Raw genomic sequence first — 19,185 nt, forward strand, 5'->3', positions numbered from 1 at the left:
GAGCGCGCGGGGGTGAGAACACCGGGATGAGCGCGCCGGGGTGACCGCGCGGGGTAACGTCGCCGGGCGTGACCTTCTCCGCGCTGAGTCATCTCGAGTGCCCGCGCTGCGGCGCGACCCACGACGCCGACCGGATCATCGGCCTCTGCCTGTGTGGATCCCCGCTGCTGGCGCGGTACGACGTACCGGCTCTGGCCAAGGAAGACCTGGCCGCGCGGGCACCGGACCTCTGGCGGTACCACGAGCTGCTGCCGGTGCGCTCGCCGGACAACGTGGTGACGCTGGGGGAGGGGATGACCCCGCTGCTGCCGTTGCCGCGGTACGGCGCCGCGCTCGGCCTCGACCGCTTGCTGATGAAGGACGAGAGCCTGATCCCGACCGGCACGTTCAAGGCCCGGGGCGCCGCCGTCGGGGTGTCCCGTGCGTACGAACTCGGCGTCCGGAAGATCGCGATGCCGACGAACGGCAACGCCGGGTCCGCGTGGGCCGCGTACGCCGCGCGCGCCGGGATGGAGGCGCTGATCGCAATGCCGCTCGCCGCGCCGGAGATCTGCCGGCGGGAGGTGACCGCGGTCGGCGCGCGCCTGGAGCTGATCGACGGGCTGATCGGGGACGCGGCGGCGTACGTCCGGGAACAGCCCGGGTACTTCGACGCGTCGACCTTGAAGGAGCCGTACCGCATCGAAGGCAAGAAGACGATGGGCCTGGAGATCGCGGAACAACTCGACTGGAACCTGCCCGACGTGATCGTCTATCCGACCGGCGGCGGCGTCGGCATCATCGGCATCTGGAAGGCGTTGACCGAACTCCGCGACCTCGGCTGGATCTCCGGACCCTTGCCGCGCCTGGTCGCCGTACAGTCCACCGGCTGCGCCCCGATCGTCCGCGCCTGGGAACAGGGCCTGCCGGAGAGCGAACCCTGGCCCGCCGCGAAAACTGTCGCCTTCGGCCTCACCGTCCCGAAGGCACTAGGCGACTTCCTGGTCCTGCAAGCAATCGCGGAAACCAACGGCTGCGCTGTCGCCGTCGACGACGCCGACATCCTCGCCGAGCAACACCTGGCCGCCCGCCGGGAAGGCACGTTCATCTCCCCCGAAGGCGCCGCCAACTTCACCGCAATCCGCCAGTTGCGCGAGTCCGGATGGATCGACGCGGACGACCAGATAGTTGCCCTGAACACCGGCGCGGGCCTGAAATACCCGGAAACCATCCCGCTCTAACGAGCCGAGCACGAACGGCCGCAGCTTCGCCGCAAGGCCGGCGTCAGCGACGATCTTGTCGTACTCCGTACCCACACCGGCCTGCGCGATCCCCGGCTAACTGTTCCGCGTCCCGCCACGGCGAACGTGACAACCGGCCATCCGGTCTGCACCTCGGCGGACCTACCTGGGTGGGGCGCGCCATCGGCGACCAACAGCCCCGGCTGGAGATATTGCCGAGGTCGAGCACGCCCAGCGGCCGGACAACACCACCAGACTGCCAACACCGCCCAAGCAGGTCGGGTGGGGGGAGGTTGGTGTGGACGGGAGCTGGTTGGTGGCGGAGTGCGGCTGGTGGCGGACCTAGCTGGGTGGGCGTCGCGCCGGGCCAGGTCGTTGGCTCTCAAGGCCCAGCCGTCGGAGACCAGCAGCCCCGGCTGGGCACATTGCCGGGGTCTTGCACGGCCGTCGGGCCGGCAACGCCGTCGGGCGGCCGGCAACGCCGTCGGGCCGGCAACACCGCCAGGCTCGAGCTCGCGGCATCCACCGACCAACCGTCATCCAAACCAGACCTGCCGCCCTCCATCACAGCTGGCGTCGCCACGAACTGATCGGCTGGGCCGAGGCTCGGTGTGTACTGCGAGCACCACGTAAGCAGTGCACCGTACGCCGAGATGCAGCGGTCGACCGCGTCCTGTCCGCCTCACGCCACACACCGCACCGCCCAGCAGATGCCGCTTGGCGCCACGCTGTCACATACATGACGGCCACCGTCTCCGAGCCAACACGACAGCCGGGCGCAGGCTGGGGACGCTCCGCCGGCCACGCGACCGCCCGCCAACCAGCTCCCTCCGCACCAACGCGACGCGTCCCGACCAGGCCAGGGCCTCCGACCATCGCCACCCGTTGAATCGCCCAGCAGGACATTCCCACTGACTGATCATTGCTATCAGCAACAATCAGAAGTCCGGTCACAGGTGCGGTTTTCCGCAGGGTCGACCCTGCGGAAACCCTCAATCTTCCAAAGTCCTTGCAAACAAGGGCTTCTCACCCCAGAAACCGTCGGTGGCTCCGTCTAGTCTTACCGGTATGGAGATCCTCGGCGAACGCCCCGTATGGGCGATGAACGACAGCGAGAAGCTGTCGGCCCTCGACGCGAACGTCGCCGAACGCGCCCGCCTGGAGACCCACGAACTCCAGCTGATCGCCGAACTGGACCGCAACGGCTACGCCCAGGAGATCGGCGCCGGCGACACCGCCCGCCTCCTGAGCGAGCGCTACCGCATCGACCTGCCCACCGCCCGCCGCACGGTCCGCCTGGCCGTCGCCCTGTCCACCCACCCGGCCACCTCCGCAGCCCTACCCGACCCCGCCATCCCCTTCCACAACCCCGCCACCGCCCACCCCGACCTCGATCCCGGGACCGACGACGGCATCGACGCCGCCGGCGACGCGGTCCCCACGGACCTCACGGATCGGGAGGACCAGGTCGACCAGGCCGACGACACGGGGCTGGCTGCTGAGCCTGCTGATGGTGGGGACGACTCCGAACTCGGCGCCCAACAGGGCGCGACCGACGCGGCGGGCGGGTGGCGTGTACACCCGGCACAGGCCGAGGCGATCTTGTCGGTCCTGGCGAAGATCCCCACCACGGTCCCGGTCGAGAACGTCGAGTTCGCCGAGCAGCAGCTGATCATCCTGGCCGCGACGCACACGCCGTCGCAGCTGCGCGCGGCGGGCAAGAAGATCATCGACCTGCTCGACCCCGACGGCCCGGAGCCGGACGAGAAACTCGCCTACGCGCGGGAGTCGTTGTCGTGGAAGAACGCCGAACAAGGCGTCACCTTCCGCGGCTACCTGGCCTGCGAAAACGCCGAACTGTTCCGCACCCTCATCCACGCCGGAGCCCGCCCCCACAAGACGGTGGACGGCGAACTCGACCCACGCTCACGCGAGAAGCGCCAGGCCGACGCCCTCACCACGATCCTGAACACCGCCGCCACCACAGGCGCCGGGCGAGCCGCGAACGCGGCCACCAACGCGGCCACCAACGCGGCCACCAACGCGGAGACGAACGCGGTCAGCAACGCGGCGACCAACGCGGCGACCAACGCGGCGACCAACGCGGCGACCAACGCCGGCGACTCGGCCAGCGCGCCCGCAGGCCCATCGACCGAAGTGGCACAAGACCCACTCCCGGACTTGGAAACCGCTTGTGCATTCGTTGCTCCCGACACTGCCGATGCTCCCGACGCTGCTGCTTCCGCCGCCGATGCGCCGGACGCTCACGGCACGGTTGTTGCTGCTCCGGTCGCCAACCAGCCTGTGGCCGCGTCCGCTGGTTCTGGTTCTGGTTCTGGTGAAGGGTTCGTGGCTGGCCATGGAGTGAAGGCGCACATCAGTGTGACCATTGACTACGAGGCACTGAAGACCGCCACGGCGAACGCGACCGGCGAGCTCGTCTTCGGTGACACCCTGTCTGCCGCCACGATCCGCCGGCTGGCCTGCGACGCCGAGATCCTGCCGATCGTCCTCGGTTCGAAATCGCAACCACTGGACGTCGGCACCAGCCAACGCCTGGTCACCCGGCCCATGCGCCGAGCCCTCAATGCCCGCGACAAAGGCTGCGTGGTCTGCGGCGCCCCACCCATCCAATGCGAGGCTCACCACCTCACCCATTGGATCGACGGCGGCATCACAGCGGTCTCGAACCTGGTGTTGCTGTGCAAACGCCACCACCTCGACCTGCATTCAGGCCACTGGAAGATCCGCATCGTCGACGGCGCCGTTCAGGTGACCCGGCCCAGCTGGGCCGATCCCGCGCGCGTGCCCAGGGGAAGATACCGACCACCACTTTGGCCCACCCCACGGCCGAACACACCCGACGTGGACTCTGAGCGCGCCGGCAACCGTTGGTTGTCGGTGGTGGATGCCGCGGACCCGGACCCGTGGGACGACACGCTCGACTCCACCGCCACCAACGAGCCGTACACCGGCGGCGACACCCACGGCGACACCCACGGCGACAGGCCGAGCTCGCCGCCACCATCTGCTCCGGTGCCGGTCATCCCGTGGGCCGACGACCCACCGCCAACTCCACACCCAGCGGCCGAGGACGCGCCACGCTCGATCGCGGGGCAGGACACGCCGTTCGACCCGTGGAGCGATCCCGAGCCGGACTCGGGCGTGGAAGCGGCGGAGCCGTCCCAGGTGCGGGCCGCGGAAACGACAGCATTTGACCCGTGGGGTGACCCCGCGCCCGATCCGGACCCGGGAATACAGGACCGGCCGCGGGTATTGGCGCATGCTGTGGGTCTCGATCCGTGGGAAGACGGCGCCGCGTAGGCGTGGACGCAACGCGGAAGCCTGCCCGGTCAGAACCTGCTACCCATAAGCCGCTCGGGACCGTAGAGAGCCAGGAGGACGAAGGCGACCGGACGCAGGACGATCCGATCCGGTGCAGGTCCACTCCACCAGGACGCTCGACAACGACCTACCTGCGTCCGCGTAGCGCACGTCGCCTGGTCGGCTCGGCGCGCCGCGCTCGGCGATGCGGACTCGGTGATGGCGGGCTCGGCCGTGGCGCTCGAGGCCAGCCGCGACCTGGACCTAGTGCTCCGGCGGTGTTGCGGCATCTTCAGGACCCAACTCGTTCGCAAGCCCCGACGTAACGAGCGGCGTCTTCAGCTGATCCGCCTACCGTCTCGGTGAATCCCGTACTCCGTGCTGCCGCGGCCAGGGTTTCAATGACGCGTCCGAGTGGACGGTGTCTCGTGCTACGTGCCAGTGCTGCCCGGGTCGATGTTGACCGTTGCCTGAGCACCTCATCCCAGTCAGGTCGACTAGGCACGTCGGCCAAGCAGTCGAACGCGAGCGGCAGCTCGCAAGTCGCCGGCGGCAGCCGGCAACTCCCGGCGGGAGCCGGAAAGTCCCGGTGGGAGCCGGAAAGTTCCGGCGGCAGCCGGAGGCAGAAGAAGCCGCGCTAAGCGGAGGGTGGGTGGGAGCGTGTGTAGCGGGGGCGGTGAGGAGCGCGGCGACGAGCCAAGCTCTCGCGGAGCACGCGTGGGTCCTGCCTGCTGAAGCACGCTAGGGCTGACTCTTCCCCGCGCGAAACCTACGCCTGGCCGCGGCGTACGGCGAGGATGTGGGCGGGCTCGCCGTTGGGGTCTAGTTTTACGTAGTTTTGTTGGCCCCAGCGCCACGTGGCGCCGCTGATTTCGTCGTAGACGGTGAAGGTGTCCTCGGGGCGCATGCCGAGGGCGGCCATGTCGAGGTGGACCATCGACTCGCGGACCGAGTGCGGGTCGGTGTTGACGACGACGATGACCGTGTCGCTGTGGCCGTCGGGGGCGGTCGAGCGCTTCGAGTAGCACATGATCGCCTCGTCGTCGACCGAGTGCAGCGTGAGGTTGCGCAGTTGCTGCAGCGACGGGTGCCGGCGGCGGATGTTGTTCAGCAGCGTCAGGTACGGCGCCAGCGTGCGGCCCTCGCGCTCCGCTGCCTCCCAGTCCCGCGGGCGCAGTTGGAACTTCTCCGTGTCGAGGTACTCCTCCGACCCCGGCCGCAGCGCCACGTGCTCGAACAGTTCGTACCCGGCGTAGACACCCCAAGCGGGCGACGACGTCGACGCGATCGCGGCGCGGATCTTGAACGCGCCCGGGCCGCCGTACTGCAGGTATGCCGTCAGGATGTCCGGCGTGTTCACGAAGAAGTTCGGCCGCAGGTAGTGCGCGCTCTCGCGGGTGAGCTCGGTCAGGTACTCCTCGAGCTCCCACTTCTCGTTGCGCCAGGTGAAGTACGTGTACGACTGGTGGAACCCGACCTTCGCCAGTTCGCGCATCATCGGCCGCCGGGTGAACGCCTCGGACAGGAACACCACGTCCGGGTCGGTCTTGCGGATCTCGCCGAGTAGGTACTCCCAGAAGTTGACCGGCTTGGTGTGCGGGTTGTCGACGCGGAACACCGTGACGCCCTTGGAGATCCACAGCCGGACGATCCGCAGTACTTCGGCGTAGATGCCCTCGGGGTCGTTGTCGAAGTTGATCGGGTAGATGTCCTGGTACTTCTTCGGCGGGTTCTCGGCGTACGCGATCGAGCCGTCGGCGCGGACCGAGAACCACTTCGGGTGCTCCTTGACCCACGGGTGGTCCGGCGACGCCTGCAGGGCGAGGTCGATGGCGACCTCGAGGCCGACCTCGCGGGCGCGGCCGACGAAGTACTCGAAGTCCTCGAAGGTCCCGAGCTCGGGGTGGATCGCGTCGTGGCCGCCCTCCTCGGAGCCGATCGCCCACGGCGAACCCGGGTCACCCGGCTTCGGGTCGAGGGTGTTGTTCGGGCCCTTGCGGAACGAGTGGCCGATCGGGTGGATCGGCGGCACGTAGAGGATGTCGAAGCCCATCTTCGCGACCGCCTCGAGCCGGCGTGCCGCCGTACGGAACGTGCCCGACTTCCAGTGACCGGTCTCTTCGTCGTACGTCGCACCCTCGGAGCGCGGGAAGAACTCGTACCAGCTGCCGTACAGCGCGCGCGTCCGGTCGACCCACACCGGGTAGGTCTCCGACGAGGTGATCAGCTCGCGCACCGGGTACCGGCCGAGCGCCGCGCGGACCTGCGGCGAGATGCCCGCGGCCAGCCGCGCCTCCGGCGGCAGCGCGCCGTTCGCCAGCGCGTGCGCGGCATCGCTCAGCGTGGACCGGTCGGCCCGTACGGCGGGCGGCACACCGGCGGCCGCGCGGTCGAAGAACGCGGCGCCCTCGGCGAACATCAGGTCGACGTCGATCCCGGCCGGCACCTTGATCTCGGCGTTGTGCCGCCAGGTCCCGTACGGGTCGCTCCAGCCCTCGACCGCGAACGTCCACGCGCCCTGCTCCTGCAGGGTGACGTCGACGGTCCACCGGTCGGTGCCCTGGCCGACGGGGGTCATCAGCATCCGTCTGGTCTGTCCCGACGGCGAGGTCAGTACGACGTTCGCGTTCACCGCGTCATGGCCCTCCCGGAAGACCGTGGCCGCGATGGTGAACGTCTCGCCGACCGAGGCCTTGGCCGGATACGCTCCGGCGTCGACGGTCGGGGTGACGTCGGTGATCGGGATGCGCCCAGTCATGGCGTAGACGAACCTTCCCCTTCTGAGGGTGGAGCCGGGCCCGTAACCTGAGGATCCGGCGGGGGTGGGTAACTACGTCGCGTACGACACTGCTGACGTTATCGGTTCCCAGTACCGGTCGGTGACACACAGGGCTGCAAAATCTTGCTCGCGTTGCAAGATCGATGCATCCCGAGGATGTTTTGCGCACCCCGGCCCGGTACGGTGTCCCGGTGCGAGCGATACGACGATTCTCCGTCCGCCCTGTCCTGCCCGAGCCGCTGACCGGCCTGGGCACCCTGGTGAACAACCTCCGCTGGGCCTGGCACCCGGAGACGCAGGACGTCTTCGAGGCCGTCGACCCGCAACTGTGGCGGAGCACCGGCGGTGACCCGGTCAAGCTGCTCGGCGAGGTCCCGGCGGCCCGGCTCGACGAGCTGGCCAACGACCACGCTTTCCTGCGCCGGCTGGAACTGGCTGTAGCCGACCTGGACAGCTACGTGACCGACGACCGGTGGTTCCAGACCGCGGGCGGCTCGCCGCTCGACGCGGTCGCGTACTTCTCCCCGGAGTTCGGCATCACCCACGTGCTGCCGCAGTACTCCGGCGGTCTCGGCATCCTGGCCGGCGACCACCTGAAGGCGGCCAGCGACCTAGGCGTCCCGCTGATCGGCGTCGGCCTGCTGTACCGGCACGGCTACTTCGCGCAGTCGCTGAACCGTGAGGGCTGGCAGCAGGAGCGTTACCCCCTGGTGGACCCGGACGGGCTGCCGATCAGCCTGCTCCGGGATGGTGACGCCCCGGCGACCGTCACGCTGACGCTGCCCGGCAACCGCGAGCTGCGCGCGCAGATCTGGGTCGCCCAGGTCGGCCGGGTGCCGCTGCTGATGCTCGACTCCGACATCGAGGAGAACGAGCCGTCCGAGCGCGAGGTGACCGACCGGCTGTACGGCGGTTCGACCGAGCACCGGCTGCTCCAGGAGCTGCTGCTGGGCGTCGGCGGTGTCCGCGCGGTCCGCACGTACTGCCGGATCACCGGCCACCCGGCGCCCGAGGTGTTCCACACCAACGAGGGCCACGCCGGCTTCCTCGGCATCGAGCGGATCCGCGAGCTGGCCGCCGACAAGGACCTGGACTTCGACACCGCGCTCGAGGTCAACCGCGGCGGCACCGTGTTCACCACGCACACGCCGGTGCCGGCCGGTATCGACCGGTTCCCGGTCGAGCTGATCCAGCAGCACTTCTCCGCCGACGTGTTCGGCCCGGAGGTCCCGATCGAGCGGATCCTCGAGCTCGGCGCCGAGGACTTCGAGGGCGGCGACCCGGCGCTGTTCAACATGGCGATCATGGGCCTGCGGCTGGCGCAGCGCGCGAACGGCGTGTCGAAGCTGCACGGTGTCGTCAGCCGGGGCATGTTCGCCGGGCTGTGGCCGAGCTTCGACCCGGTCGACGTCCCGATCACCTCGATCACGAACGGCGTGCACGCGCCGACCTGGGTGGCGCGCGAGGTCCACGACCTGACGTACGCGAACTACACCGCCGACGGCGACTCGGTGTTCGAGGGCCTGGACAAGACCACCGACGCGCAGATCTGGGAGACCAAGCGGCTGCTCCGGCAGCGCTTCATCGACGACACCCGGGCGCGGGTCAAGCAGTCCTGGCTGAACCGCGGCGCCAGCGAGGCCGAGCTCGGCTGGGTCGACCAGATCCTCGACCCCGACGTGCTCACGATGGGCTTCGCGCGGCGCGTCCCGTCGTACAAGCGGCTGACGCTGATGCTGCGCGACCCGGAGCGGCTGAAGGCGCTGCTGCTGCACCCGGAGCGCCCGGTGCAGATCGTCATCGCCGGCAAGGCGCACCCGCACGACGAGGGCGGCAAGAAGCTCATCCAGGAGATGGTCCGGTTCGCCGACGACCCCGAGGTGCGGCACCGGATCGTGTTCGTGCCGGACTACGACATCGCGCTCGCGCAGCCGATGTACCCGGGCTGCGACGTCTGGCTGAACAACCCGCTGCGCCCGTACGAGGCCTGCGGCACGTCCGGGATGAAGGCGGCGCTGAACGGCGCGCTCAACCTGTCCATCCGCGACGGCTGGTGGGACGAGTGGTACGACGACGAGTTCGGCTGGGCGATCCCGTCCGCGGAGGGGATCGAGGACACCGACCGGCGTGACGACCTCGAGGCGCACGCGCTGTACGACCTGATCGAGAAGCAGGTCGCGCCGCGGTTCTACGACGGTGACGTCCCGGGCCGCTGGATCGAGATGCTGCGGCACACGATCAAGGAGCTCGGCCCGAAGGTGCTCGCGACCCGGATGGTGCGCGACTACGTCGAGCAGCTGTACGTCCCGGCGGCGCAGTCCTCGCGGGCGCTGAACTCGACGTACGACGGTGCGCGCGAGCTGGCGGCGTGGAAGCAGAAGGTACGGGCGGCCTGGCCGCAGATCCGGGTCGACCACGTGGAGCTCCAGGGCCTCGGCGACGTGCCGCAGCTCGGGACCACGGTCGGCCTGCGCGCCTTCGCGGCGCTCGGCGACCTGGCGCCGTCCGACATCTGCGTCGAGGTCCTGCACGGCCGGGTGGACGCCAACGACGAGATCACGGACCCGGTCCGGACGCAGCTGTCGCTGGCCGAGACGTACGACGGCAACCGGCACCGGTACGAGGGCGAGCTGAAGCTGGACCGCACCGGCCCCTTCGGGTACACGGTCCGCGTCGTCCCGAACCACAAGGGCCTCGCGAGCCCGGCGGAGCTCGGCCTGGCGGCCGGCCCGTCCGACCCCGAGGACCCCGAAACCCCCGACCTGCCCGCCGGCTCGGAGTTCTGAGCCTCCCACCACAAAAGACACACCCCCGCCTGCCTCACCAGGCGGGGGTGTTTTGGTTCTCCCTAAGGCGCTGCCGGCCGCAGGCATAGGGAGGATTGCCGATGTGCGGGCCGTCCTCACCGCAGCAGATTCCTCCTGGTCCCGGCACCAGGAGGAGAACAGATGCGCACCGAGGTCGAGCCGCGGTTCCGTGACGCGCTGCGGAGCCTGCCGGCGCGGGTATGGATCGTCAGTCTCGGCATCCTGGTCAACCGGGTCGGCAATTTCCTGCCCGTGTTCATCGTGCTGTACCTGACCGGGCGCGGCTACTCGGCCGGGGCCGCCGGGTTCGTGCTGGGCATGTCGGGGCTCGGCAACGTGGCCGGCAACGCGATCGGCGGCTCGCTCGCCGACCGGCTCGGGCGGCGCTGGACGATTGTGGTGTCCGCGGTACCGACCGCCGGACTCACGGCGGCCGTGCCGTACCTCGGGTCGTATGCGGTCATCGTCCTTGTGGTCGGTCTGATCGGCGTGACGTCGCAGATCTATCGCCCGGCCGCGGCGGCGGTGTTGCTGGATTCCGTGACGAGTACCCAGGAACGGCTGGCGGCGTTCGGGGTGTTCCGGTTCGCGATGAACGTCGGCGCCGCGCTCGGCGGTGTCATCGGCGGTCTGCTCGCCGGTACGTCGTACAAGGAGCTCTTCCTCGGCAACGCCGTCGCGTGTCTGCTGTTCGGTGTGGTGATGGCGGTCCTGTTGCGGGACGCTCCGCGCACTTCGGCCGCTCAGACCGCGGAAGAGGCCCGTGCGGGTGGGTACCGGCTGGCGCTCGCCGACCGCCGGCTCCTGCGGTTCCTGTTGATGACGTTGGTCGGCGAGTTCGTCTACATCCAGTCCACCGTCGGGTTGCCGCTGCATGTCACCGAGGTCGGGCTGACCGCGCGCGACTTCGGTCTGCTGATCGGGCTGAACGGCCTGCTCGTGCTCGCACTCGAACTACCGCTCACCGGCCTGGTCGCCCGCTATCGCGCCGAACACGTACTTGCTGTTGGCAACCTCTTCATCGGGTTCGGTCTCGCGTCGACCGGGTTGGTCGCCGGGATGCCGTTGCTGGCCGTCACCGTGGTGTTGTGGACGTTCGGCGAGATGGCGACCAGCTCTGTTGCCGCGGCGTACCTCGGAAGTCTGGCCCCGCCGCGGCTGGCGGGTCGCTACCAGGGTCTGTACGGCGTCGCCTACACGATCGGCTCGGGTGCCGGACCGCTTCTGGGCGGTGCCGCGTATGCGTTCCGTCCCTGGCTGCTCTGGGTCGTGGTCGCCGCGGCGGGGCTGCTGGCCGCGCAGCTGTGCCTGCCTAGCCGAGGTCGACCCACGCGAACGGACCGCCCGCCGGTGAGGTGACGTAGGCGCGGCCTGCATAGGTCAGGGCGGGGTTGGTGCGGTAGAGGTCGTTGACCTCTTTGGTCGCGGTCTCGTCGCCGTTGTCGGAGGCAACCAGTAGGCGGGCGACGCGGTCGGTCAGGTCGAGGTCGACGTTGTCCAGGGTGTCGGACATGTCGCCCCAGTTGTCCCAGAGGAGCAGTTCGTCGCCGTTGAGGTGGGCGAGTTGGTAGTGCACGTAGTTGTGGATGAACCAGCCGCCGTGCAGCTTCAACGGCGCGTCCGGGTCGGGATTGGCGCCGTACAGGTCGCCGTCGAGCTCGCCGGACCGGTACCCGAGCCACACCTCCGCCGCCGACGTGAACGGGCCGGCCGGCATGTCCGACACGTTGAACGTGAACCGCGGATCGGCCGGGTCCATCTCGGCGTCGATCATCACCCAGCGGTCGCCGTTCCAGTACTCGGCGACGACGTGGTCGTGGTTGAAGCCCTCGGCGAAGTAGTTGCCGAACCCGATCCGGCTGCGCGCGGGGATCCCCTTGTGCCGCAGGGCCGACACGAACATCAGGGTGTAGTCGCGGCAGCATCCGACGACCCGGTCGACCGGCTCGCGCGGCACCGCGAGCGCCGTACCGTTGCGCTTCTGGTCCGTGGCGAGGATCGCCGACACCCAGCGGCTGTCGATCTCGGCGAGGCGTTCGCCGGTGAACTCGATGCCGCCGGCACGGTAGTGGATCAGCAGGTTGCGGACGACCGCGGCGATCTCGGTGACGTCGTCCGGCAGCGCGTCGAAGAGACCGGCGTGTACGCCGGGATCGCTGAAGCGGGTCTGTATCGCGTAGTCCATCACAGGGTCCTCTCGAGAACGGGCAGAGCGATGTCGACGGCCGGTTCGTCGCGGGGGAGCAGGTGGCAGTCCGGGCGGTAGACCTCCCGCGGTGGACCTGCCTCGGGTACGCCGGACGCGCGCACGAAGTCCTGGACGAGGTCGTACGCGAGCATGATCCGCGGGTACGCGCACTCGTCCATCGTGATCGTGCAGTACGCCTCCCGGTGGGCCGGCTCGACGCGGATCCCGATCCGGCCGGACGGGTCCACGAGCCCGTCGAACGGGACGCACACCTCGACCGTCGCCTCGCCCTCCGGCGTGACCGCGCCGTGGTAGATCACCCACGATCCGACGGTCGCCGCCGCGCCGGCGCCTTGCAGGTACGACACGATCTCGTCGGTGCAGGTCACGATCACGCCGATCAGCGACTGCTGGTCGGTGTCCTCCCGGATCGAGGCGATCTTCGTCGCCGGCACGTCCCGGGTCAGCACCGGGCGTGGTGCGAGTCCCGTCGTACCGGAGCGGGAGAGGCGGTCGCGCAGGTAGCCCAGCGTCGCGCGGCGCGCGGCCGTGGTCGCCTCCTCGGCTGCCCACCACCGGCCGAGCCGGATCAGCGCCTCCTCATCGGTCCCCTCGAGGATCTCCGCGATCGTGGTCAGCGGGATGTCCAGCTGCCGCATGACACTGATCCGCCGGGCCCGCTCGAGCTGCGTCTCGTCGTACCAGCGGTAGCCGTTCGCCGGGTCGACCTGCGCCGGAGCCAGCAGCCCCGACACGTCGTACAGCCGCAGCGCCTTCTGCGAAAGCCCCGCCCGCCGCCCGAACTCACTGATCGTCAACACGCGCCCATCACACCCCCTGCCCCTGGGGCAAGGTAAAGGGGAACGCCTTGACGTCCGGTTCCACCCAGCCGTGCCGTGCGGCCGGCGACGCCAGAACGCGAGAGCTGTAGAACCTCGTCAGCAGCCGTTTGTCGAGCAGGCCCGGGTTCCGGTGCACCAGTTCGTCGAAGCTCTCACCGGGCACCTCGGCCATGTGGTACGCCGTCAGCTCGACCCAGGCCCGGCTCACGGTCGCGTTGTACTTCTGCGGCGCTCCTGCGTACCGCGCCGTGCGCTGGATCCCGTCGCTGATCAGTTCCACCGCGCGCTCCGTGCCACACCGCCGTACGGCGAGCCAGGTCAGCCGCACGTGCTCACGATGCCCGAACCGCTCGGAGGTCGACATCACCTCACCCATCAGCTCGTCGAACACGTTCACGCCTCCGCCAACGCACTCAACACCCGCCGAGCCTGCTTCACCTGACTCACCGGCACAGGCCCCAACGCCCGCGCCTCCACCGCCTTGAAGGCCTTCACCACCCGCTCGGCGGCCTTTGCCCCGTCCGCCGTCAGGGAGATCTCCACCGCCCGCCGGTCCCCGGCCCGGGCGGCGCGGGCCAGCAGGCCCTTGTCCAGGAGCCGATCGAGAACGCCGGTCAACGTCGTCGGCCGCACACCCGCCGCAACCCCGATCTCAGACACCGTCCGCGGCTGCCCATCCGCCAGATTCGCCAGCACGTTCAGCTCAGAAGCCGACAACCTGAGGTCGGCCAGCTCCGTCGCAAGCACCTGCAACGTCACATGCGTCGCCCGCTGCAACAACACCAGCAACAACTCATCACTTTCCACGGATCCAGATTATCCGGATCCGTAGTATCCGTCGCCGAGTTTTCCTCAGGTGGTGCGGACAGTGGTGGGCAGAGCGGCGAGGAGGGCGTCGGCGTGCCGGCGGTAGCCGAGGTTGTTGGGGTGGAACGCGTCGGGGGCGAGCATGCCTCGCCAGGGTGGGCGGGCGTACTTCGAGACCTCGGCGACCGGCAGACCGCGAGAGGTGGCGGTGGTGTTGATCAGCTGGTTGATGCCGGAGACGTACGGGCTGACCGCGCCGCCCACGCGCCAGAAGCGGTCGGGGACGGTCAGGTCCATCACTACCGAGGAGGAGGGAAGCCGGTCGATCACCTGACGGAGGTGGTCGCGGAAGCGCTTCGGCGGCGTCGCGAGGATGTCGTTGTTGCCGATGCCGCAGGTCACCAGAGACGGCGTCAGACCATCCAGCAACGGCAGCTGGTCCTCCAGCACGTGCCGCGTCTGCGCACCGGACCGCGACAGGTTCAGCACGCGCCAAGGCGTCCCCTTGCGGCGTAACGCGTTCAGCACCTGTCCGACGTACCCATGCAGCGGAGACGACGCCCCGAGGCCCTGCGCCGTCGAGTCGCCCAGGACGACCCACAGCGGTCCGTCGGCGGTCAGCGCGACTGTGTTCTGCTGCGTCCAGTACTCCGCGTACGTCCGTGCCTGGACGTCGACGTACGCCACGCCGTCCACCCATCGCTGGATCGCCAGCCGCGAGCTGGTCCGCTCCGCCTCGCCCCAACGCATGATCGCGCGGTGCAGCGCCCCGATCGGAGTGGTTCGCTCCCGCGTGACCGGGCCACGACGCAGCAAGAACATCGGTCCCCCCCAGAGATGAACAGAAGGTGACCGCCGAATGTACAAGGCGAAGGTTAACAACCTCAGAGAGCGCGCAGCAGCACCAGGCACCGCGGCGCGAGCGGCACCGTCGCGCCGGCCTCCACCTCGGTCACCATGCTGTTGCTGGTGTCCAGCACGACCTCGTACGCCGGTGCCCACGAAGCGTCCGGTACGACGACGTTCCGGGTCTCCGGGGTCGCGTTCAGCGCGAGCAGGAACGAGCTGTCGGTCAGCGCGTTGCCCTCCGCGTCGGTCGCCCGCAACGCGTCCCCGCGCAGGAACATCCCGATCGTCCGCAGGTTCCCGTCGAACCAGTCCGCGTCGGTCATCTCGCCACCGTGCGGCGCGATCCACGACAGGTCCTTGCGGCCACCCGGTACGACGGGCTGCCCGGAGAAGTAGTGCCACTGCCGCAGCGCCGGATGTGCGGCCCGCAACGCCAGGAGCTTCTTCGTCAGCTCCAAGTGATCGGACCAGGCGGCCGGCAACGACCAGTCGAACCAGGAGATCTCGCTGTCCTGGCAGTACGCGTTGTTGTTGCCGTGCTGCGTCCGCCCGCACTCGTCCCCGGCGGTGAGCATCGGCACGCCGGTGGACAGGATCAGCGTCGACATCAGGTTCGCCATCTGCCGCTTGCGCAGCGCGATCACCTGCCGGTCGTCGGTCTCGCCCTCGACGCCGCAGTTCCAGGACCGGTTGTCGTCGGTGCCGTCCCGGTTGTCCTCGTGGTTCGCCTCGTTGTGCTTGTGGTCGTAGCTGACCAGGTCCCGCAGCGTGAACCCGTCGTGCGCGGTGACGAAGTTGATCGACGCGTACGGGTAGCGCCCGTCGTCGCCGTACAGGTCGCTGGAACCCGACAGGCGATAGGCGAGGTCCTTCACCCCGTCGGAGGTGTTCCGCCAGACGTCGCGGACGCTGTCGCGGAACTTGCCGTTCCATTCCGACCACGGCGGCCCGAAGTTGCCCACCTGGTACCCGAACGGCCCGACGTCCCACGGCTCCGCGATCAGCTTCACCCGGCCGAGCACCGGATCCGCCGCGACCTCGGCCAGGAACGGGTGGTCCGGGATGTCGACCTCGTGCCGCTCGTTGCGCACCAGCGTCACCGCCAGGTCGAACCGGAACCCGTCGACGCCCATCTCCTCGACCCAGTAGCGCAGCGAGTCCATCACGAGCCGCCGTACCTGCGGGTGCGAGGTGTCGATCGAGTTGCCGGTGCCGGTGACGTCGTACATCGCCGCGCCCTGGCCGATCCGGTAGTAGGCGCGGTTGTCGATGCCGCGGAAGCTCAGCGTCGGCCCGTCGAAGCCGCCCTCGGCGGTGTGGTTGTAGACCACGTCCAGGATCACTTCGATGCCCTCGGCATGGAACGCGGCGACCATCGCCTTGAACTCGGCCACCTGTTCGCCCCGCGAACCGGACGACGAGTACGGCGCGTGCGGCGCGAAGAACCCGAGCGTGTTGTAACCCCAGTAGTTCGGCAGTCCGCGCGCCGCGATCGCCGGCTCGGTGAGGAAGTGGTGGATCGGCAGCAGCTCGACCGACGTGACGCCGAGCTCCGTCAGATACTTGATCACCGACGGATGCGCGAGTCCGGCGTACGTCCCGCGCTGGTGCTCGGGTACGTCGGGATGCAGCTTGGTGAACCCCTTCGTGTGGAGCTCGTAGATGACCGTCTCGCCCCAGTGCACCGGCTTGCTGATCGGCGGCGGCGGCGCGGAGTCCGCGACCACCACGCCGACCGGGACGTGCCCGGCCGAGTCGCCGTCGGAGGAGTCGTAGATGAGCGGGCTGCCGAAGTCCAGCGCGCCGTCGATCGCCCGCGCGTACGGGTCGAGGACCAGCTTCGACGGGTTGAACCGCAGCCCGTGCGACGGGTCGAACGGGCCGTGCACGCGGTACCCGTACCGCTGGCCGGCACCGACGCCCGGGACGAACCCGGTCCAGAACTCGCCGGTGTGGGTGAGGTCGAGGTTGCGCTGGCTGCCGTCGTCCGCGATCAGCGCGAGCTCGACGCGTTCCGCGGCCGGCGCCCACAGGGTGAAGGTGGTCCCGCCGGTCTGGACCACTGCGCCGGGACGCAGGCCGGTGTCGGGGGACAGGCCGGGCGCGCTCGGGGCGGCGGTCGCTTCTTTCACCGGCACATTCTGCACAGGTCGTTGCGAGTTCACGATACTGAGGTGGTTGTGTGCGTGAGACGGTAGTTGCGAACGCCTCTGCGCAGTGATACGCAAGGACCGTTACTAATTTACCCATCCCCAGGGGAACACATGTCGGAAGAGTTGGCCGGTCTGACCGTCGGTCTGATCGGCGCGGGCAACATCTCGCGCGTCCACGCCGCGTCCTGGAAGGCCGTGGGCGCGCGCGTCCTGGTCTACTCCCTCGAGGGCGCCGAGGCGCTGGCGGAGCAGTACGGGCTGGAGGTCGTGCAGACACTGGACGGCGTGCTGGCCGAGGCCGAGTTCGTCGACATCGTCACGCCGTCGGCGACGCACAAGGAGATCGCGCTGGCCGCGATCAAGGCGGGCAAGAACGTGATCTGCGAGAAGCCGCTGACGCTCACCGCGGCCGACTCGCACGAGGTGATCGACGCGGCCGCGGCGGCCGGCGTCCAGCTGTACCCGGCGCACGTGGTGCGGTTCTTCCCGGCGTACAAGGCGGCGTACGACGCGATCCAGGCCGGCCGGATCGGTGAGGTCGCGGTGGCGCGCTTCTACCGGCAGGCGTCCTCGCCGGCCGGTGCGGGCTGGTACCGCGAGGTGGCCCGGTCGGGCGGCGTGATCATGGACCTGATGGTGCACGACCTCGACCAGGCCCGCTGGCTGTGCGGCGAGGTCACCACGGTGTACGCCGTGCAGAACCCGCCGACCGTCGACGGCGTCAGCCCGGTCAACGTGGCGGCGCACGTGACGCTCACGCACGAGTCCGGCGCGATCAGCCACTGCCGCGCGACCTGGGGCGCGACCGGTACGACGTTCCAGACCGGCTTCTCGGTCGCGGGCGACAAGGGCGTGCTGAAGTTCACGTCGGAGGGCAACACCGGCTACAAGGAGGAGCTGCAGAACGGCGCGACCGCCGGTGACCTGCTGATCCCCGAGTCGTCGCTGGGGGAGAGCCCCTACCTCACGCAGCTGCGGGAGTTCGCGGTCTGTCTGCGGGGCGGGCCGGAGGCGCGGGTGCTCGCGGGCGACGGCGCGACCGCGGTCTACCTGGCCGAGGCGGCGCGCGCCTCGATGGAGTCGGGGCAGCCGGTTGACATGAAGACCTTCGTCTCGACGGGAGCAGTGGCATGACGCTGAAGGTCGCGATCGCATCGTTCGCACACGTGCACGCGGGTTCGTACGCGCACCTGCTCGCCTCGATGCCCGGCATTGACGTACTGTCCGCCGACCCGGACGGCGCCGCGGCGCCGGACGCCGGTCCGCGGGGCGCCGAGTTCGCGGCGCAGTTCGGCATCCCGTACGTCGACTCGTACGACGAGCTGTTCGCGTGGGGCCCGGACGCGGTGGTGGTGACGTCCGAGAACGCCGGTCACCGCGCACTGGTCGAGCGGGCCGCCGCGGTCGGTGCGCACGTGCTGTGCGAGAAGCCGCTGGCCACCGAGGTCGCGGACGGCGAAGCGATGCTCGCCGCCTGCGAGGCGGCCGGGACGATCCTGATGATCGCGTACCCGGTGCGGTTCGCTCCGGAGTACGCGCAGTTGCGGGCCAACGTCGAGGCGGGCCGGCTCGGCGAGGTGTTCGCCGTACTGGGCACGAACAACGGGAAGATCCCGTACGACGCGCGGCAGTGGTTCACCGACGCGAAGCTGGCCGGCGGCGGCGCGCTCGTCGACCACACCGTGCACTGCGCGGACCTCATCGACGGCTTGACCGGCGGCGCGAACGCGACCCGGGTGTACGCCGCGGCGAACCGGATCCTGCACCAGGACAAGGGCGTCGAGGTGGAGACCGGCGGTCTGGTGACGATCAACTACGACAACGGGCTGCTGGCGACGATCGACTGCTCGTGGAGCGTGCCGGACAACGGCCCGACGTGGGGCGGGGTGTCGCTGCAGGTGACCGGCACCAACGGTTCGGTGGAGATCGAGCCGTTCCTCCCGCACGTCGGCGGCACGGACCCGTCCGGCGAGGTCTACCTCCCGATCGGCGGCAACCTGGACGCGTCCCTCCTGGACACCTTCCTCGACGCCGTCCGCACCTCGGGCCCCGCCAAGCCCGGCCAGCCCCCGGCCGTCGTCCCCCAACCCGACGGCGCCGTAGGCCTCCGCACCCTGAAGATCGTCGACGCCGCCCGCCGCTCCGCGGCATCCGGCCAAGCGGTCGATCTTTAAGGTCCCGTAGTACAACCGCCTGCTCCTGTCAGGTACGGTTCC

The 19,185-nt window shown here is 69.6% G+C and carries 13 protein-coding genes; 6 read left to right on the forward strand and 7 right to left on the reverse strand.

Features of this window, described 5'->3' with window-relative positions; all coding sequences use genetic code 11:
• Window positions 1-68 precede the first annotated feature (68 nt).
• Window positions 69-1,220 (forward strand): threonine synthase, encoded by a 1,152-nt coding sequence (locus tag ABN611_RS24200; protein WP_350274515.1) that lies wholly within the window; start codon window positions 69-71, stop codon window positions 1,218-1,220.
• A gap of 1,068 nt (window positions 1,221-2,288) precedes the next feature.
• Window positions 2,289-4,544, forward strand: a complete 2,256-nt coding sequence (locus tag ABN611_RS24205) for a DUF222 domain-containing protein (RefSeq protein ID WP_350274516.1) — start codon at window positions 2,289-2,291, stop codon at window positions 4,542-4,544.
• Window positions 4,545-5,313: 769 nt separating this feature from the next.
• Here ABN611_RS24205 and ABN611_RS24210 read toward each other — a convergent pair.
• A complete protein-coding gene (locus ABN611_RS24210; protein WP_350274517.1) occupies window positions 5,314-7,302 on the reverse strand; it encodes an alpha-1,4-glucan--maltose-1-phosphate maltosyltransferase in 1,989 nt (662 codons plus the stop codon).
• 212 nt (window positions 7,303-7,514) lie between these two features.
• Here ABN611_RS24210 and glgP point away from each other — a divergent pair, with 212 nt between their 5' ends.
• Both glgP and ABN611_RS24220 read left to right on the forward strand, forming a co-directional pair.
• Complete coding sequence (gene glgP / locus ABN611_RS24215) at window positions 7,515-10,109, forward strand: alpha-glucan family phosphorylase (protein WP_350274518.1); 2,595 nt, start codon at window positions 7,515-7,517, stop codon at window positions 10,107-10,109.
• Between the two features lie 162 nt (window positions 10,110-10,271).
• Complete coding sequence (locus ABN611_RS24220) at window positions 10,272-11,489, forward strand: MFS transporter (RefSeq protein ID WP_350274519.1); 1,218 nt, start codon at window positions 10,272-10,274, stop codon at window positions 11,487-11,489.
• Here the strand turns inward: ABN611_RS24220 and ABN611_RS24225 are convergent.
• The 6 genes from ABN611_RS24225 to glgX form a co-directional block, all read right to left on the reverse strand.
• Window positions 11,443-12,315, reverse strand: a complete 873-nt coding sequence (locus ABN611_RS24225) for a transglutaminase-like domain-containing protein (RefSeq protein WP_350274520.1) — start codon at window positions 12,313-12,315, stop codon at window positions 11,443-11,445. The genes ABN611_RS24220 and ABN611_RS24225 overlap by 47 nt on opposite strands.
• Window positions 12,315-13,139 (reverse strand): MerR family transcriptional regulator, encoded by an 825-nt coding sequence (locus ABN611_RS24230; protein ID WP_350274521.1) that lies wholly within the window; start codon window positions 13,137-13,139, stop codon window positions 12,315-12,317. The genes ABN611_RS24225 and ABN611_RS24230 overlap by 1 nt, the downstream gene beginning before the upstream one ends.
• A 7-nt stretch (window positions 13,140-13,146) precedes the next feature.
• The gene (locus ABN611_RS24235) at window positions 13,147-13,557 is read right to left on the reverse strand and encodes a hypothetical protein (protein WP_350274522.1); all 411 of its coding nucleotides are present in this window, start codon (window positions 13,555-13,557) and stop codon (window positions 13,147-13,149) included.
• The gene (locus ABN611_RS24240) at window positions 13,554-13,967 is read right to left on the reverse strand and encodes a MarR family transcriptional regulator (RefSeq protein ID WP_350274523.1); all 414 of its coding nucleotides are present in this window, start codon (window positions 13,965-13,967) and stop codon (window positions 13,554-13,556) included. The genes ABN611_RS24235 and ABN611_RS24240 overlap by 4 nt, the downstream gene beginning before the upstream one ends.
• Before the next feature lie 45 nt (window positions 13,968-14,012).
• Window positions 14,013-14,789 carry an SGNH/GDSL hydrolase family protein gene (locus ABN611_RS24245; RefSeq protein ID WP_350274524.1) on the reverse strand — a complete coding sequence of 259 codons (777 nt, stop codon included), beginning with the start codon at window positions 14,787-14,789 and terminating at the stop codon, window positions 14,013-14,015.
• 62 nt (window positions 14,790-14,851) lie between these two features.
• The gene (gene glgX, locus ABN611_RS24250) at window positions 14,852-16,912 is read right to left on the reverse strand and encodes a glycogen debranching protein GlgX (protein ID WP_350281674.1); all 2,061 of its coding nucleotides are present in this window, start codon (window positions 16,910-16,912) and stop codon (window positions 14,852-14,854) included.
• Between the two features lie 168 nt (window positions 16,913-17,080).
• Between glgX and ABN611_RS24255 the strand changes: the two genes are divergently transcribed.
• Window positions 17,081-18,103, forward strand: a complete 1,023-nt coding sequence (locus tag ABN611_RS24255) for a Gfo/Idh/MocA family oxidoreductase (protein ID WP_350274525.1) — start codon at window positions 17,081-17,083, stop codon at window positions 18,101-18,103.
• Window positions 18,100-19,143 (forward strand): Gfo/Idh/MocA family oxidoreductase, encoded by a 1,044-nt coding sequence (locus ABN611_RS24260; RefSeq protein ID WP_350274526.1) that lies wholly within the window; start codon window positions 18,100-18,102, stop codon window positions 19,141-19,143. Before ABN611_RS24255 ends, ABN611_RS24260 begins: the two co-directional genes overlap by 4 nt.
• Window positions 19,144-19,185 lie beyond the last annotated feature (42 nt).

The organism is Kribbella sp. HUAS MG21 (assembly GCF_040254265.1).
In the GTDB taxonomy this organism is placed as follows: Bacteria; Actinomycetota; Actinomycetes; order Propionibacteriales; family Kribbellaceae; genus Kribbella.